General features: G+C 69.8%; 15 protein-coding genes. 7 read left to right on the top strand and 8 right to left on the bottom strand.

All coding sequences use genetic code 11. The features are described 5' to 3' along the window. Window positions 1-46: 46 nt before the first annotated feature. Both OHB44_RS05145 and OHB44_RS05140 read right to left on the bottom strand, forming a co-directional pair. A complete protein-coding gene (locus OHB44_RS05145; RefSeq protein ID WP_330439747.1) occupies window positions 47-1,030 on the bottom strand; it encodes a ketopantoate reductase family protein in 984 nt (327 codons plus the stop codon). A gap of 69 nt (window positions 1,031-1,099) precedes the next feature. Beyond that, window positions 1,100-1,843 carry a M50 family metallopeptidase gene (locus OHB44_RS05140; RefSeq protein ID WP_330439746.1) on the bottom strand — a complete coding sequence of 248 codons (744 nt, stop codon included), beginning with the start codon at window positions 1,841-1,843 and terminating at the stop codon, window positions 1,100-1,102. A 172-nt stretch (window positions 1,844-2,015) separates the two neighbouring features. Here OHB44_RS05140 and OHB44_RS05135 point away from each other — a divergent pair, with 172 nt between their 5' ends. Beyond that, complete coding sequence (locus tag OHB44_RS05135; RefSeq protein WP_091394392.1) at window positions 2,016-2,768, top strand: GH25 family lysozyme; 753 nt, start codon at window positions 2,016-2,018, stop codon at window positions 2,766-2,768. 83 nt (window positions 2,769-2,851) lie between these two features. On the opposite strand, the gene OHB44_RS05130 is transcribed toward OHB44_RS05135, so the two are convergent. Together OHB44_RS05130 and OHB44_RS05125 are read right to left on the bottom strand one after the other, a co-directional pair. Further along, the gene (locus OHB44_RS05130) at window positions 2,852-3,079 is read right to left on the bottom strand and encodes a hypothetical protein (RefSeq protein ID WP_330439745.1); all 228 of its coding nucleotides are present in this window, start codon (window positions 3,077-3,079) and stop codon (window positions 2,852-2,854) included. A 65-nt stretch (window positions 3,080-3,144) separates the two neighbouring features. Beyond that, window positions 3,145-5,163, bottom strand: coding sequence for a serine/threonine-protein kinase (locus OHB44_RS05125; RefSeq protein WP_330439744.1), 2,019 nt, complete (start codon window positions 5,161-5,163; stop codon window positions 3,145-3,147). Between the two features lie 90 nt (window positions 5,164-5,253). On the opposite strand from OHB44_RS05125, the gene OHB44_RS05120 reads away from it, so the two are divergent. The 5 genes from OHB44_RS05120 (at window position 5,254) to OHB44_RS05100 (ending at window position 10,073) form a co-directional block, all read left to right on the top strand. Beyond that, the gene (locus tag OHB44_RS05120; RefSeq protein WP_330439743.1) at window positions 5,254-5,448 is read left to right on the top strand and encodes an acyl-CoA carboxylase subunit epsilon; all 195 of its coding nucleotides are present in this window, start codon (window positions 5,254-5,256) and stop codon (window positions 5,446-5,448) included. A gap of 91 nt (window positions 5,449-5,539) precedes the next feature. After that, window positions 5,540-5,998 (top strand): hypothetical protein, encoded by a 459-nt coding sequence (locus OHB44_RS05115; RefSeq protein WP_266303683.1) that lies wholly within the window; start codon window positions 5,540-5,542, stop codon window positions 5,996-5,998. Window positions 5,999-7,412: 1,414 nt separating this feature from the next. Next, window positions 7,413-8,546 (top strand): S8 family serine peptidase, encoded by a 1,134-nt coding sequence (locus tag OHB44_RS05110; protein WP_442932653.1) that lies wholly within the window; start codon window positions 7,413-7,415, stop codon window positions 8,544-8,546. Window positions 8,547-8,754: 208 nt separating this feature from the next. Then, the gene (locus tag OHB44_RS05105) at window positions 8,755-9,423 is read left to right on the top strand and encodes a Maf family protein (protein ID WP_330439742.1); all 669 of its coding nucleotides are present in this window, start codon (window positions 8,755-8,757) and stop codon (window positions 9,421-9,423) included. Then, a complete protein-coding gene (locus tag OHB44_RS05100) occupies window positions 9,420-10,073 on the top strand; it encodes an O-methyltransferase (protein WP_330439741.1) in 654 nt (217 codons plus the stop codon). The genes OHB44_RS05105 and OHB44_RS05100 overlap by 4 nt, the downstream gene beginning before the upstream one ends. A gap of 71 nt (window positions 10,074-10,144) precedes the next feature. Here the strand turns inward: OHB44_RS05100 and OHB44_RS05095 are convergent, their stop codons facing one another. The 3 genes from OHB44_RS05095 to OHB44_RS05085 all read right to left on the bottom strand — a co-directional run bounded on the left by OHB44_RS05095 (window position 10,145) and on the right by OHB44_RS05085 (window position 12,611). Next, window positions 10,145-10,900 carry an ABC transporter permease gene (locus OHB44_RS05095; protein WP_266303685.1) on the bottom strand — a complete coding sequence of 252 codons (756 nt, stop codon included), beginning with the start codon at window positions 10,898-10,900 and terminating at the stop codon, window positions 10,145-10,147. A gap of 18 nt (window positions 10,901-10,918) precedes the next feature. Continuing rightward, window positions 10,919-11,878, bottom strand: a complete 960-nt coding sequence (locus OHB44_RS05090) for an ATP-binding cassette domain-containing protein (RefSeq protein ID WP_112601935.1) — start codon at window positions 11,876-11,878, stop codon at window positions 10,919-10,921. Window positions 11,879-11,999: 121 nt separating this feature from the next. Then, window positions 12,000-12,611: a PadR family transcriptional regulator gene (locus OHB44_RS05085; RefSeq protein WP_238684478.1), complete on the bottom strand. Its 612-nt coding sequence runs from the start codon at window positions 12,609-12,611 to the stop codon at window positions 12,000-12,002. A gap of 151 nt (window positions 12,612-12,762) precedes the next feature. On the opposite strand from OHB44_RS05085, the gene OHB44_RS05080 reads away from it, so the two are divergent. Then, window positions 12,763-14,514, top strand: a complete 1,752-nt coding sequence (locus OHB44_RS05080; protein ID WP_238684443.1) for an acetyl/propionyl/methylcrotonyl-CoA carboxylase subunit alpha — start codon at window positions 12,763-12,765, stop codon at window positions 14,512-14,514. 43 nt (window positions 14,515-14,557) lie between these two features. On the opposite strand, the gene OHB44_RS05075 is transcribed toward OHB44_RS05080, so the two are convergent. Further along, entirely contained in the window at window positions 14,558-15,451 is an 894-nt protein-coding gene (locus tag OHB44_RS05075; protein WP_238684444.1) for a LysR family transcriptional regulator ArgP, read from the bottom strand. Window positions 15,452-15,465 lie beyond the last annotated feature (14 nt).

Genomic DNA, 15,465 nt, shown 5'->3' with positions numbered 1-15,465 from the left:
GTCGGTCGCTGGGAACACGCACCGGCCAGGGCCGTTGGTTGCCCGGTCAGGCGATCGACTTTTCCAACTCGCTGAGCGGGAACGCGCCGGCCCCGATCCGCTCCCGGACCGCCCGGCGTACGGCCCGCTGCACGGCGACGTTGACCGGCGTCGGTACGCCGTGCAACCGGCCTAGCAACGCGATCTCACCGTTGAGGTGGTCGACCTCGGTCGAGCCGGTGCCCCGGGCCAGGCTCTGCCAGGTGGAACCGCCGGAGCGGGCCTCACCGTCGACAGGGCGCTGCCCGACCAGGTCGCCGCGTTCGGCCTTCTCCTCCTCGGGCGAGGTGTGCGCGATGCCGGCGGCGGCGAGCGCGGCGACGCCCTCGGCGCGTACCCGCTCGACCAGCGCGTCCGGGATGTCCCCGCCGAGCAACGCCTGTAGGCCGTTACCGAGGTTGCTGAGCAGCTTGCCGTACTTCCAGCGCAGCACGTCGGCGCGGACCGGAGCGACGAAGCCGGCGGCGGTCAGGTCGGCGGCGATAGCCCGGTCGGTGTCGTCGGCGCCCCCGGGGTACCGCCCGATGTGGAGCATCCCGGGATGCGGGTACCCGTTGGCGACGACCACACCCGGGTCCAGGTGGGTGGCCGGCAGCCAGACGCAGACCGGGTGAACGTCGGCGAAGAGCCGCAGCGCGGCCCGCTCGTTGGCCACCCCGTTCTGCGCTGTCACCAGCGGCAGACGTTCGCCCGCAGTGCCGCCGCCGACCACCGGCGCGTCCACCCAGGCGGCCAACGCGCCGGCGGTGTCCTGCGACTTCACGGTGAGGATCAGCACGGTGTCCGCCGGCAGCGGCTGGTCGGTGGGCCGGTCCACCGCCGCGAGCCGGGCGGTGACCTCACCGTCGGGCTGTCGCACTGTCAGACCCCGCGCCCGGATCGCGTCCAGGTGGGCGCCGCGGGCCACCAGTGTCACGTCCCGGTCGGCCTGGGCCAGCCGTACGCCGATGGTCCCGCCGACCGCACCCGCCCCGATGATCACGTATCGCATGGACTCATTCTGCCCGCCCGCGCCCCTCCAACCCGTGCGCCTTCCGCCCGTGCGGCTTCCGCCCGTCGGTCAGCCGGTCAGGCCGGCGTCGGTGAGGATCGGGCCGGCGAGCAGGAGCGCACCGGCTAGCAGGGCGACCAGGTTCACCAGGGCGAAAAGGCTCACCCAGAAGAGCGGCGGAAACGGGGTGAGCCCGGCGAGTTGGTCGGCGTCAGAGGCGGGCATCCGACCCCGCGAGCGCATCCGTTGCAGCTCGACCACCGGACGCACCCCACCGAGCAGCAGAAACCACACCCCGGTGTACGCGAACGCGGCCTGGACCTGCGGCGTCGCGTACCACGAGACGGCGAACACCAGCGCGCCGGTGACCAGCAACGACACCACGCCGAAGACGTTGCGGATCATGACGAGCATGGCCAGCAGCAGCGCCACTGCCACCCAGAGCAGCAGGGTGATCCGGTTACCGCCGAGGAGCCAGGCGCCGGCCAGCCCCACCAGCGGCGGCGCGACGTATCCGGCGAGCAGAGTGAGGATCATGCCCGGCCCGGTGGGGCGGCCGGCGGAGAGCGTCAGACCGGACGTGTCCGAGTGCAGCCGGATGCCGTGCAGCTTGCGGCCGGTGAGCAGGGCGACCAGGGCGTGCCCGCCCTCGTGCGCGATGGTGATGGCGTTACGGGCGATCCGCCATGGCAGCCGGGTGGAGACCACCACCAGCGCCACGGCCCCGGTGATCAGCACCAGCAGTGCGGGCGGGTCCGGCTGCGCGCCGAACAGCGTGTCCCACAGGTCGCTCAGCCCGTCGATCGACATCATGGGGCGCGAGCCTACCGGCGGCGTTCCGTGTCGCTCCCGAGGCACCGGTTCATATATCGGTCACTGGGGCTACTGACGCCCGCCGATGAAGCTTTTTTCCGGCTGCACTTGTGATCTAGGGCACTTACCTCCAAAGATGAATGTCGATAGAGCGACGTCCTTGGAGGCATTCATGGCCCGTACCCGATCATCGCTGCGCCGCGCGCTCGCGGCCGGCCTCACCGTCCTCGCCACCGCGGCGGCGGCCCTGGTCGCGACCGCCGGACCGGCGGCCGCCGCCACCACACCCGGTGTCGACGTCTCCCGCTACCAGGGCACCATCAACTGGACCAGCGTCCGCAACGCGGGCATCCAGTTCGCGTTCATCAAGGCGACCGAGGGCACCAGCTACAAGGACCCGAACTTCAACGCCAACTACGTGAACTCGTACAACGCCGGGGTGATCCGCGGGGCGTACCACTTCGCCCGCCCGAACATCTCCGCCGGCTCAACCCAGGCCAACTACCTGGCCTCCAACGGCGGCGCCTGGTCCGCGGACAGCCGGACCCTGCCGGCCGCGCTGGACATCGAGGGCAACCCGTACGCCGGTGGCTACTGCTACGGGCTCAGCACGACCGGAATGCGCAACTGGGTGCAGGACTTCCTGAACACCTACCGCTCCCGCACCGGCCGGTACGCGGTCATCTACACCACCACGAGCTGGTGGAACCAGTGCACCGGCAGTTGGACCGGCCCGTGGGCGAACCACCCGCTCTGGCTGGCCCGCTGGTCGAGCACCCCCGGCGCCCTGCCGGCCGGCGCGTCGGTGTGGAGCTTCTGGCAGTACACCAGCACCGGCGCGGTCTCCGGGATCAGCGGCAATGTGGACCGCAACTACTGGAACGGTGACCGGAGCCGCCTGATCGCGTTGGCCAACAACACCTGACCGGGCCGTTGGCGGCAGCGGGATCGACGGTCACCAGCACGGTCGACAATCGGTCCGGCTGCCGCCACACCACCGGGTACGGGTCAAGCCCGCCGCCGGCTCAGGGCCGGCACCACAGCATCCTCACGAGCCAGCGCGCCCCTGCGGGTCAACCGCCAGGCAGCCACGCCAAAGCCAGCAACGATCGCGGCGCCGAGCAGTGCGATGAGCACCGAAACCCCCGCGCTGACCAGCAGCAGGATCGCGTCGCCGAGCGCCACGAGCATCCACAGTGCCAGCCGGGGCCGAGTGTCCCTCCGTCGGTAACCCATGTCGTGCCTCCTTCCGTCGTCGAAGGTCAAGTACCCACGACGACGCAAGGTCATGCGAATGAGTTTCAGTCCTGACGGTCGGGCACGAAACCCTTGGCGATCCGGTCGAAGTTCGGCAGGTTGGCCTGCCAGTCCTTCTCCGCGATCTCCCACCGCAGGGCGTAACCGCGGTTCTTGGCCGTCACGAACCCTCGGTTGCGGACGTGGATCCGCTGCCCGTCCCGGGTTTCCAGCCACTCCCAGTCGCCGCAGGTCTTCCAGAAGTCGCAGCCCACGATGCTGAGTTTTTGGTAGTTGTTGACGCGGCTAGCGCGCCGCGGCTCCTGCTCCTGCCAGTCCTTCACCGCGTCTTTCGCCGGCCTGTCAGTCCACTGCACCAGCAGTTCGCCCGGCCCGTTCGACTGGTCGAAGACGACAGTGAAGTTGTCGACCTGACTCCGCACCCAACCATCCGGGATCGGCAGGGCGAAGCCGGCCGGGTCCCGGTGCAGCTTCCAGCCCGCCGGCAGCGCGTTCGGGTCGACCGAGGGGGTGGCCGAGGCGGACGGGCTCGGGGCACCGCTGGTGGGCGGCGGAGGCGCCGCAGCGGAGGTCGGCGCGGGCGCGGAGGTCGCGGCAGCGCTGGTCGGGTTGGCCTGCGGGGTCTTGTCGTCGTCCTTCGTCAGCAACGGCACGACCACCACGAGACCGATCAGCAGCAGCGCCACCACTGCACCGATCAGCAGGTTGCGTCGGGTGTTGTTCGGCTTCGTGCCATCCGAGAGCGGCACCGCCGCGCGCCCGGCCGGACTCACCGGCGGCATGAGCGACGTCGGGGTGGTCGGCTTGCGCTGCTCCGGAGCCACCGGCGGACCGTCGACAACAGTCGGCTCGTCGTCGACGTTCGTCGTACCGTCGCCGCTCGTGTCGGGTGCGGCCGTGACCTTCGCGGTCGGCTCGGCATCTACCGGCTCGACCTGGGACGGGCGGTCGATCGTGGCGGTCGGCTCCGCCGGTGCGGCTGCGGCCGGCTCGGTGGGCACCAGCGCGGTCGGGTCGGCGGCCGCGTCGGAGGAGACGACGGCCGTCGGCGTGGCATCGGCGGTGGGGGTCGCGGCGGCAGCGGAGGTGGCGGCCGAGGTGCTCGCGGCGGCGGCCGGCGGCGACACCGGCCGGTCGACACTCTCGGCCGGTCGCGGCGCCGGCACGTGCGGCGGGCGCGGCTCGCGCGGACCGTTCGGCCCAGGCCGGCGTACGCCATCAAGCAGTGAGATGCCGCGCGACCGCTTACCCCCGGCGCGGCGCAGCAACCGCTCCGCCACCTCGGCCGTGATGCGCTCGTTCGGGTCCTTGCGCAGCAGCCCGTTGAGGACGGCCTTGAGCGGACCGGCGTTCTTCGGCGGCGGAATCGGCTCGGTGGCCAACGCGGCCAGGGTGCCGATCGCCGACGGCCGGGCGTACGGCGACTTGCCCTCGACCGCCGCGTAGAGCGTCGCGCCCAGCGACCACAGGTCGGCCTCCGGCCCGGCAGTGCCGTCCCGAGCCCGCTCCGGCGAGATGTACGCGGGCGAGCCGAGCACCATGCCGGTGCGAGTCACGTTGGGGTCGCCGGGGATCGTGGCGAGACCGAAATCGGTCAGCACCACCCGACCGTCGTCGCCGAGCAACACATTGCCGGGCTTCACGTCGCGGTGCATGACACCCGCCTTGTGCGCGGCGCTGAGCGCACCCAGCACGCCCAGGCCGATCTCCACAGTGCGGGCCACCGACACCGGGCCGTCCTCGGCGAGAGTGTCCTGCAACGACTTCGACGCCACGTACTCCATGACGATCCACGGATCGCCATCGGTGCGCAGCACGTCGAAGATGCGGACGACGTTGGCGTGGTTGAGCCGGGCGATGGCCCGCGCCTCCCGCAACGAGCGCTCGCGCATCTCGCGGCGCTCCTCATCGGTGAGGCCGGGCGGCGGCACCAACTCCTTGATGGCGACGTCCCGATGCAGCACCTCGTCGCGCGCCTTCCACACCCGGCCCATGCCGCCCTGGCCGAGCGGCGACAGGAGCCGGTATCGGTCAGCGACGAGTTGGGGAGGCGCGTTCGACATCGGTGAGACGGTACCCGGACCCGCCGACGCTCACACCGCCGGCACGCCACTGTGCGCTTCGGGTAACTTCGCGCCGCGTACCCTGGCGGCATGTCTGCCGAAGAGCCGCTGTTCCGGGTCGTCCGCGGCGTGCCCACCGCCGAGGAGTTGGCCGCTCTGGTGGGGGCGATCATCGTCCGAACCCGTCCAGCCGCCGCTCCCACGCCGGCGACGGAATCCGCCTGGGCGCGCAGCGGTCGACCCGGCAGCTCCCGCGGGTGGCGCGCCGCCGGCCTGCCCCGCTAACCCGAGACCTACCGGTACGGGGGCTGTCAGGGTGGCGTTGAGCCGTTAACCTCACTCAGGGAAACGGTGCCGTTACGGGTAGGGAGGATCCATGATCCCCGAAGAGGACCGGCCAGCACCCTGGCTACGCGGTTACGGCGGCATCGAAGCCGACATCAGCCAGCTCAGAGAGTTCGCCGAACGGCTCGCCGCCGAGGTCGAGAGCAACTACGCGCCGCACCTGTCGTACATCGCCGAAGACATGTCCGCGAAGCTGCCCAACCCGTGCGACGCTTTCATCGAGCTGGTCACGTTCCTGCACGCGCACCACGAGACGCAGCAAGCCACCGCCGACATGGTGTACGCCGTCCGAGGCGCCACCGGCCACCTGGCCGCCGCCGCCGATCAGGTCGCCACCCACTACGCCGACAGCGACGCCTTCACCGCCGCCCGAGTGGTCGACGTGCAACGAGCCCTCGCCAACCCGGCCAGCGTCCTCCCCGGCGGCCCGACGCCAACCCTGACCGACCCGACCAGCCCCGACGCCGTAGGGCCGGTGGTGCTGCCGTGATCGAACGGGGCACCGGCCGCACCTCCGGCCTCACCGACTGGCACCTCATGGACGTCAACAGCATGTGGGCCTGCCTCCAGGACCACGACACCGCCAACCACTGGAAACAGGTCGCCGGTTGGCGCAAGGTCTGCGACCTGGCGCAAATCCACCTCGGCCGCCTCCAGCAGTACCGACGCGGACTCGCCGAGGCATGGCCCCCCGAAACCAGCGCCGCCTCCCGCACCTACCTCGCCGAACTCGACGAACTCGTCGACAAGGTGCAGCGCACCCACGACGCCGCCGCCGCGAACTACACCGCGCTCTCCGCCGCAACCCAGGCCATCGGCACCACCCGCGCCGCACTCCGCAAGATCTACGAGGAGTACGCGACCAAGTTCCAGCAGAAGCAGGCGTACGAGTCGATGGTCGCCGACCCGAAAGCGGTGATGGGCAACCGAGCTGCCACGCCGCCTGTTGCTGATGGGGACTTGGAACGACTGAACGTGCAGGCTCGATCCATGATGTTCAACCTAAGCGGCGAACTCCAACAAGCCCAAGCAACCCTTCAAAAACCACCCCCGCCGCCACGTCGACCCGGCCATCAGCCAAACGATCCTGACGTCTATGACACAAGCGCGCAGATTCCGGTAATTCCCCCGGTCGTCGCTGTGCCGATGGCGCCATCAGCCCCGCCATCGGGAACTCCGGCAACAGCTCCTGCAGGACCTGCGCCTGCCGTGACTCCCCCGAGCGTCGGGCCTGTACTGGGTGGGGTGGGTACGGCTTCACCGCCGAACACGCCAAGCCCAAGTCCAGTTGGCTTGGCGAGCCCTCCGCCAGCGTTCCCCGGCGCCCCCATAGGCCCGCCACCCGGCATCTCAATGCGACCTGTTGGCGAGTTGGCCCCGCACTCTCCGCCAGGGTCATTCGGCAGGCCGCAGGCTGAGGCCGAAAGCCCCATCCATCGATCGGCACCCCCGGTTTCCAACAAAGCCATGCCACCGGGAGGCATTATCGGAGGTCTACCAGCAATCGGTTTGGGCCAGCCCGGTTCAGGGCCGAACTCACCCCGCCGCGTCAACCCGATTGGCGGCGTGATCGGGGGTGGGGGTGCGGGCACAGCACCTAGCGGAGGAGCTGGTTCTCGACCTGGCGCTGGTCGCAGCTTTGCAGCGGCACAGAGCACCCCACCGATCGGCGGTGGCCCCAGCCTGACTAGTCCTGGTTATATGCAGTCAAACCCTGCGCGGCCGGGCGCCCACAGACAGGCTGAAAACAGCTCACGCCAGTGGGACCCCGATCATCCGTGGGAGATTGAAAAGGGGGTGAGTCCGGTAGTCCGGCCACCCGACGACGAAGGACCCATTGATCCAGGCCCGGCTATCGGCTTCTCGCGGTAATGTTATTCATCACCAGAGCCACCCTGGTCACAATGGTCCTGCCATTCGCAGGCCTCGGGACGGCCGCGGGGAATCTGCCGTATTCGTTGCACGGCATGGCAGGTCCCGACCAAGCCGAGCACATTCGAGACGACCAGTGGCACCTTCGCTTCCTGAATGCCTCCCGAGCACAGGCAGTCAGCCAAGGTGAGGGAGTCATTGTCGCGGTTCCGGACACTGGCGTCGATCCTCACCCCGATCTCAAAGAGAATCTACTCAAGGGCACCGACACAGTGGCAGGTGGCTTGGGAGATGGCCAGCAGGACCCGAACAGTCACGGCACGAGCATGGCAGGGTTAATTGCGGCGCACGGAAGAGGCACAAATTCAGGCGCACTCGGCATTGCACCTAAGTCCAAAATTCTCCCGATAAAGGCGGCTGGCGCGGATAACTTCGGCGAAGCCGATGATCTCGCTGCGGCCGTAGAATATGCGATAGCCAACAGGGCCCAAGTCATTAGCATCTCAAGCGGAGGCGCATCTACACCGCGTCTCGTCCGGGCAATCAAGTCCGCCCTCGCAGCCAACGTCATAGTTGTGGCATCAGTGGGCAACTCACCTCACAGCCCAACCGCGTATCCGGCCAGCGAAGAGGGTGTTATCGCGGTTGGGGGTGTCGATCGCGCTGGACAACATGCTGCCATCTCGGTCACCGGACCGAATATCGATGTGGTCGCTCCTGCGGTTGACATCTATAGCACCAGCTACGGCGGGAAATACTCGAAGGGGACTGGTACATCGAGCGCGACGGCGATCGTGGCGGGTGCGGCTGCGTTGATCAGGTCCAAGTACCCATACCTACCAGCCCGAGAGGTGGCGCACCGGCTCACGGCCACCGCCGTCGACAAGGGCCCTCCTGGGCGTGACGACGAGTACGGCTACGGGGTGATCGATCTTGTGGCGGCGCTGACGGCAGACGTACCGCCGCTGGGGTTTGAATCGGTGAGCGCTCCGGCCGGTGCTGGCCCGACCACGACGGCTGGCGCTCAGCCGGGTGACGAGAGCGACAGCGCGACCGCGCGCGGCCTAGCCACTCTCGGGGTGCTCGTGGCCGCCGGGGTCGGGTGGGCCGTGATAGCGCGGCGACGTCGGCATGGTGATGATCCGCCGCCCAGAATCAGTCGCTGATCGATCAACGAAGCGCTGATCCACTCGACTTTCAGGAAATCGCGGTGTCCGGGGCGACCGGATAGCGCGTTTTCCTGAAAGTCGAGTGGATCAAGGGCGCCCGGACCCACCGGGCCACCCGGCCGCCCGACCACCCCGACCGCCGACCGCTGGGCCGTGCTGGCGGGGTGTCGGTCTTGGTGGGGAGCTGGGCGGTAACGTCGGGGTGGTGTCTGAGACTTTGCCGCTCCGCCTCGTGCTCGCATCGGCGAGCCCTGCCCGTCGTAAGTTGCTCCAGGCTGCCGGCATCGAGCCCGAGGTGCTGGTCAGTGGGGTGGACGAGTCCCTGGTGGTGACCGAGCGGGCCGAGGAGTTGTGCCTGGAGTTGGCTCGCCTGAAGGCGCAGGCGGTGTTGACCCGGCTGAACGCGACCGCCGGTCAGCGCACGTTGGTGATCGGCTGCGACTCGGTGCTCGCCTTCGACGGGGAGATCCTCGGCAAGCCGGCGGATGCGGCTGACGCGACCCGGCGGTGGCTGCGGATGCGGGGGCGCAGCGGCGTTCTCCACAGCGGGCACTGCCTGGTCGACGTTACTGCGGGCCGGCGCGCGGAGGCGGTCGCATCGACCACTGTCCACTTCGCTGACATCAGCGATGACGAGATCGCCGCGTACGTGGCCACTGGTGAGCCGCTGGCGGTGGCCGGTGCGTTCACGATCGACGGGCTGGGTGGGCCGTTCGTGGAGCGGATCGAGGGTGACCCGGGGACGGTGGTCGGATTGTCGATGCCGCTGCTGCGCCGGCTCCTCGCCGAGCTGGATCTGCGGATCACCGACCTGTGGACGACTGTCGCGCCGGGCGGCCAAACGGTCGAGCCGCTCGGTAACGTCCGGTCATGACCACCAAGTCGATCCCGCTCACCAACGAGCTGCACGCCTATCTGGTCGCACACGGCTCCCCGCCGGACGAGATCATCCAGGACCTGGCCGAGGAGACGCGGTCGGTGCTGCCGGAGCACGCCACCATGCAGGTGGCTCCGGAGCAGGCCGCGTTCCTGACGTTCCTCACCCGGCTGCTCGGCGTGCGGCAGGCCGTCGAGGTCGGCACGTTCACCGGGCTCTCGTCGCTGGCGATCGCCCGCGGGTTGCCCGCGGGTGGGCGACTGACGTGCTTCGACATCTCCGAGGAGTTCACCGGCATCGCCCGGCGCTACTGGGCGCGGGCCGGCGTGCAGGATTCGATCGACCTGCGCATCGGCCCGGCCGCGGACGGACTGCGGGAGTTGCCGCACGAGCGGCACCTGGACTTCGCGTTCATCGACGCGGACAAGACCGGCTACCCGATCTACTGGGCGGAGCTGGTGCCCCGGATGCGTCCGGGTGGGGTGATCGCCGTCGACAACGTGTTGCGGGGCGGGCGGGTCATCGCCCCGCAGGACGCCAATGACCGGGCCATCGCCGCGTTCAACGACGAGGTTCTCGCGGACGTACGGGTGGACCCGGTGATGCTGCCGATCGCGGACGGCCTCACCCTCGCCCGGGTCCACTGACCGTCAGCAACCGCCTGACACCGATGTTGGGGTGTCCCCACCAGGGGACACCCCAAATCTCAAAGGCAGCGTCAGCGGACGCTGCGGGCGAACTGGCGGGCGGCCCAGTAGACGCCCAGCGCGGCGAGGACCGCTGTGATGCTGAGGCCCTGCCAGACCTTGTCGCTGCCCAGGTCACCGGCGAACAGTGCCCGGGTGCCGTCGACCGCCCAGGAGAACGGGTTCCAGTTGGCGACGCCCTGCAACCAGCCGGGTGCGAAGGTCAGCGGCAGCAGGATGCCGGAGAGCAGCAGCACCGGCTGCGCCACGGTGTTCATCAGCGGGGCCAGCGCGTCCTCGCTCTTGACCTTGAGGGCGACGCCGTAGGAGACGGCCGAGGTCATGAGGGCGATCAGGGCGAGCATCAGGTACGCCAGCAGCAGGTCCCCGATGAACACCCGAAGGTCGAAGATGAGCGCCAAGAGCGTGATGATGACGGCCTGCACCAGGAGCGAGACCACGTCGCGCAGCGATCGGCCGAGCAGTAGGGCGAGCCGGCTGATCGGGGTGACCCGGGAGCGTTCGATCACACCGGCTCGCAGCTCGGCGATCAGGCCGAAGCCCTGGAACAGGCCACCGAAGATGGCCAGCAGCACCAGCAGACCCGGTACGAAGATCTTGTAGGCGGCGGCCTGGGTGGGCGCGTTCAGTGCGGGCTTGAGCAGCGGGGCGAAGAGCAGCAGGTACATGACCGGCTGGAACACGCCGACGAAGACCCAGACCGGGTTGCGTAGCAGGAGTTGAATCTGGCGTTGGAAGATCAGCCACGTGTCACGGGCGAATTTCATGAGAGTCGTCTCCGGTGGTCAGGACTCGCGCAGCGAGCGGCCGGTCTTGGTGAGGAAGACGTCGTCCAGGCTGGGTCGGTGCAGCTCGATCGAGCGCAGCTCCAGCCCGGCGTGGTCGAGTCGGCGCAGCACCTGCGGGATGGCGGTGGCGCCCTCGTCGACGTAGAGGCGCAGACCACCCTCGTCGACCGTCTCCAGCTTGTTGACGTACGGCTCGCCGTCGAGCGTCTGGGCGGCCTGTGGGGTGGCGGCCAGGTCGAGACCGACCAGCACCACGTCGCCGGAGATCTCCCGCTTGAGCTCGGTTGGCGTGCCCTCGGCAACGACCTCGCCGTTGTCCATGATCGCGATCCGGTCGCAGAGCGCGTCGGCCTCGTCCAGGTAGTGCGTGGTGATGAAGACGGTCATCCCGTCGGCGCGCAGCCGCCGGATCTCGTCCCACATGTGGGCGCGGCTCTGCGGGTCGAGGCCGGTGGTCGGCTCGTCCAGGAAGACGATCTTCGGTTCGTGGATGATGCCGAGGGCGATCTCCACCCGGCGACGCTGGCCGCCGGAGTAGGTCTTGCACTTGCGGTCGGCGTACTCGGTGAGCTGGAAGGCGTCCAGGGCGCGGGCGGCGCGCCGTTGCGCGTCGGCCTTGCTGATGCCGTACATCCGGGCGTGCAGCACCAGCTCCTCGCGGGCGGTGGACTCGTCCCAGGTGCTGCCGCCCTGCGGGACGTATCCGATGCGGCGGCGCACCTCGGCCGGGTCCTTGCGCAGGTCGGCGCCCGCGATGGTGGCCTCGCCGCCGTCCGGCTCGATCAGCGTGGCGAGCATCCGCAGCGTGGTGGTCTTGCCGGCGCCGTTCGGGCCGAGGAAGCCGAAGATCTCGCCCTTGGCAACGTCAAGGTCGACGCCCCGCACGGCGTCCACCGTCTTCGTCTCTCGACCCGCGCGGGAGCGGAACGACTTCCGCAGCCCCCTGGTCTCGATCATTTCTGCTCCTGGTCGTTCGGGCCGGTCGGGCCGGCCGTCGAGTGGGCGGACGCCGGACGGCGCACTCCCCCGCTGTGCCGCCAGCAGGCTAACGCGATATAGCTTTTTTAGTCAACGTTGATTATTCCGCGTCGGTGTCGGACGGCTCCACACCGTCCCTCCACCCCGACCAACCCTGCGCTTCATCCAGCTCAGCAGGCAGGTACGACACACCGGAATCGATCCGCTCGGCAATCCGCTCGCACCAGGTCATCTCCGCCTCCGCTCGCGCCGACCACAGCTCGAACATCCAGCCCACGTGCGCCGGCTTGCGATTGCGCACCCAGTCCGACTCCAGCGAGGCGCGCATGGACTCGACGCCGGCGCGCAGCAGGTTGGCCCGGTTACGCAGGGCGGCGGCCGCCTCGGCGCGTGGCATCGCCGGCAGGAAGGAGAAGGCCGCCACGAACGGGTCGGCGGGCTCGCTGATGGTCCACCAGGAGTTGCGCAGCAGCGTCTCGAACTCGTCCTCCCCCTTGACAGTCACCTCGTACGTGGTCCGCGCCGGACGGGCGCCCACCTGCTCGGTCGCGACGGCGCGGAGCAGTCCTTCCTCGGTGAGCTTGCGCAGGGCGTGATAGATCGATCCGGGCTGTACGTTCGCCCACTTGTCGGCGCTCCAGCTCAGCAGCTCACGGCGCACGTCGTAGCCGTGCACTGGCTGCATCCACCGCACCAGACCGAGAATCATCATCCGAGTCGAAGACACCCGATAAGCGTAATAGCCAAGTTTGACTAAACCGTGGCGGGTGCAGTGCGGCATCCCACACTGAGCGATCGTTAGGGTCGCCGGTGGGCGGCCGATACACTCCCCGTCAGTAACCTGCCCGGGAGGAGCCACGAAGGTGCGCAAGGTACTCATCGCCAACCGCGGCGAGATCGCCGTCCGGGTGATCCGCGCGTGCCGCGACGCCGGCCTGGGCAGCGTCGCCGTGTACGCGGACTCCGACCGTGACGCCCTGCACGCCACCCTCGCGGACGAGGCGTACGCGCTCGGCGGGGACAGCGCGACCGAGACCTATCTGCGCATCGACAAGTTGCTCGACGTCGCCGCTCGGGCCGGCGCCGACGCCGTACACCCGGGTTACGGCTTCCTCAGTGAGAACGCCGACTTCGCCCAGGCCGTCATCGACGCCGGGCTGACCTGGATCGGCCCGACCCCGCAGGCGATCCGCGACCTGGGCGACAAGGTCACCGCCCGGCACATCGCCCAGCGGGCCGGAGCACCGCTGGTCCCCGGCACCCCGGACCCGGTGGCCAGCCCGGACGAGGTGATGGCCTTCGCCGTCGACCACGGCCTGCCGGTCGCCATCAAGGCCGCCTTCGGTGGCGGGGGGCGCGGCCTCAAGGTCGCCCGCACGATGGAGGAGATCCCCCAGCTGTTCGAGTCGGCCACCCGGGAGGCGGTCGCGGCGTTCGGTCGGGGCGAGTGCTTCGTCGAGCGGTACCTCGACCAGCCCCGGCACGTCGAGGCGCAGGTCCTCGCCGATCAGCACGGCAACGTGATCGTGGTGGGCACCCGGGACTGCTCGTTGCAGCGACGTCACCAGAAGCTTGTCGAGGAGGCGCCCGCGCCCTTCCTCACCGACGCCCAGCGCGCGCAGATCCACGAGAGCGCCAAGGCGATCTGCCGCGAAGCCGGCTACCACGGCGCCGGCACCGTGGAATACCTGGTGGGCGTCGACGGCACCATCTCCTTCCTGGAGGTCAACACCCGACTCCAGGTCGAGCACCCGGTCACCGAGGAGACCGCCGGCATCGACCTGGTCCGCGAGCAGTTCCGGATCGCCGACGGCGAGAAGCTGCGGATCACCGAGGACCCGACGCCGCGGGGGCACGCGATCGAGTTCCGGATCAACGGCGAGGACCCGGGCCGCAACTTCCTGCCCGCCCCCGGCACTGTCACCGCGCTTCGACTGCCCAGCGGGCCGGGTGTGCGGGTCGACACCGGCATCTCGGCCGGAGACGTGATCGGCGGCAACTTCGACTCACTGCTCGCCAAGGTGATCATCACGGGTGAGACGCGGACCGAGGCGCTGGAGCGCGCCCGCCGCGCGCTGGACGAGATGGTCCTGGACGGCATGGCCACCGCGCTGCCGTTCCACCGGCTCGTCGTGCGGGACGAGGCGTTCACCGCCGAGCCGTTCACAGTGCACACCCGGTGGATCGAGACCGAGTTCCACAACACCGTGCCGCCGTTCACCGCCGCCGCCGGCACCGCCGAGGCGCCGGCGGAACGCGACACCGTCGTGGTCGAGGTGGGTGGCAAGCGCCTCGAGGTCAGCCTCCCCGCCGGCTTCGGCGGGAGTACGACCACAGCGCCACCCGCCGCCCGCAAGCCGACCCGGCGCGGCGGCGGCACCAAGGCCGGCGCCCCGGTCGGCGGCGACGCGCTCACCTCGCCGATGCAGGGCACCATCGTCAAGATCGCGGTGGCGGACGGCGACACAGTGGCCGAGGGTGACCTGGTCGTGGTGCTGGAGGCGATGAAGATGGAGCAGCCGCTGCACGCGCACAAGGCGGGTACGGTCAGCGGTCTCAGCGCCGAGGTCGGCGCCGTGATCACCGCCGGTGCCCCCATCTGCACCATCGCCTGAGCGGCCCGACTCCGCACGATCGCCTGAGCCGCCCGGCGGGCGGTCAGCGCAGGGTTTCGGCGGCGACCGCGCGCACGGCGACGGTCAGGGCGTTCAGCACGTCCGACTCCAGCCGCCAGTGCTGCCAGTACAGCGGGACGTCCAGGTGTCGACCCGGTGCGAGGTCGACACAGTGACCGGCGGCCAGGTCGGCCTCGGCGATCTGTTCCGGCACCAGGCCCCAGCCCAACCCGAGCCGGATCGCCGCACTGAACGCTGGCACCGACGGTACGTAGTGCACGGGCGGGTCGAGCGGCCGACCGACCACCGCCCGGATGAACCGGTGTTGCACCCGGTCCTTCCGGTCGAAGACCGCCAGCGGGGTGCTCGCCAGCGCGGACGCGGTGAATCCTTCGGCGAAGTGGGACGCCGCGAATTCCGGGGCGGCCAACGCGCGGTAGCGCATGGCCCCGAGCCGCAGCACCCGGCAGCCCTGCACGGCCTCCCGCTGAGCGGTGACCGCCGCCGTCATCGAACCGTCGCGGAGCAACTCGGTGGTGTGGTCCTGATCGTCCTGCCGCAGGTCGAACGAGAGCCCGGCCCGCTGCGGCAACCGGGCCAGCGCGGCGGGAAACCAGGTGGCCAGCGAGTCCGCGTTGACCACCACGGCGACCCGGATCCGGCCACCGCCGGCCAGCGGGCCGCGGGCATCGGTCAGCGCCTCCCGTTCGAGCAGCGCGAGCTGACCGGCCAGGCGCAGCAGCGGGCGGCCGGCGTCGGTTGCCACGCACGGACGGGCGCGGCGGACCAGCACCTGACCGACGGTCTCCTCCAGCGCCTTGATCCGTTGGCTCACCGCCGACGGCGTGACGTGCAGCAGCCGGGCCGCCGCGTCGAAGCTGCCCTCCGCCACCACCGCCGCGAGTGTCCGTAGCTGCGCCGAGTCGAGACCTTCCATTAGCTGAGCTTAAG

This window comes from Micromonospora sp. NBC_00821 (genome assembly GCF_036347035.1).
GTDB classification, from domain to species: domain Bacteria; phylum Actinomycetota; class Actinomycetes; order Mycobacteriales; family Micromonosporaceae; genus Micromonospora; species Micromonospora hortensis.
This window is presented reverse-complemented; position numbering and strand designations above follow the sequence as displayed.

Coding starts and splice junctions, on each gene's coding strand:
- OHB44_RS05145 (WP_330439747.1), bottom strand. CDS start 1,030: ATGCGATACGTGATCATCGGGGCGGGTGCGGTCGGCGGGACCATCGGC.
- OHB44_RS05140 (WP_330439746.1), bottom strand. CDS start 1,843: ATGATGTCGATCGACGGGCTGAGCGACCTGTGGGACACGCTGTTCGGC.
- OHB44_RS05135 (WP_091394392.1), top strand. CDS start 2,016: ATGGCCCGTACCCGATCATCGCTGCGCCGCGCGCTCGCGGCCGGCCTC.
- OHB44_RS05130 (WP_330439745.1), bottom strand. CDS start 3,079: ATGGGTTACCGACGGAGGGACACTCGGCCCCGGCTGGCACTGTGGATG.
- OHB44_RS05125 (WP_330439744.1), bottom strand. CDS start 5,163: ATGTCGAACGCGCCTCCCCAACTCGTCGCTGACCGATACCGGCTCCTG.
- OHB44_RS05120 (WP_330439743.1), top strand. CDS start 5,254: ATGTCTGCCGAAGAGCCGCTGTTCCGGGTCGTCCGCGGCGTGCCCACC.
- OHB44_RS05115 (WP_266303683.1), top strand. CDS start 5,540: ATGATCCCCGAAGAGGACCGGCCAGCACCCTGGCTACGCGGTTACGGC.
- OHB44_RS05110 (WP_442932653.1), top strand. CDS start 7,413: ATGGTCCTGCCATTCGCAGGCCTCGGGACGGCCGCGGGGAATCTGCCG.
- OHB44_RS05100 (WP_330439741.1), top strand. CDS start 9,420: ATGACCACCAAGTCGATCCCGCTCACCAACGAGCTGCACGCCTATCTG.
- OHB44_RS05095 (WP_266303685.1), bottom strand. CDS start 10,900: ATGAAATTCGCCCGTGACACGTGGCTGATCTTCCAACGCCAGATTCAA.
- OHB44_RS05090 (WP_112601935.1), bottom strand. CDS start 11,878: ATGATCGAGACCAGGGGGCTGCGGAAGTCGTTCCGCTCCCGCGCGGGT.
- OHB44_RS05085 (WP_238684478.1), bottom strand. CDS start 12,611: ATGATGATTCTCGGTCTGGTGCGGTGGATGCAGCCAGTGCACGGCTAC.
- OHB44_RS05075 (WP_238684444.1), bottom strand. CDS start 15,451: ATGGAAGGTCTCGACTCGGCGCAGCTACGGACACTCGCGGCGGTGGTG.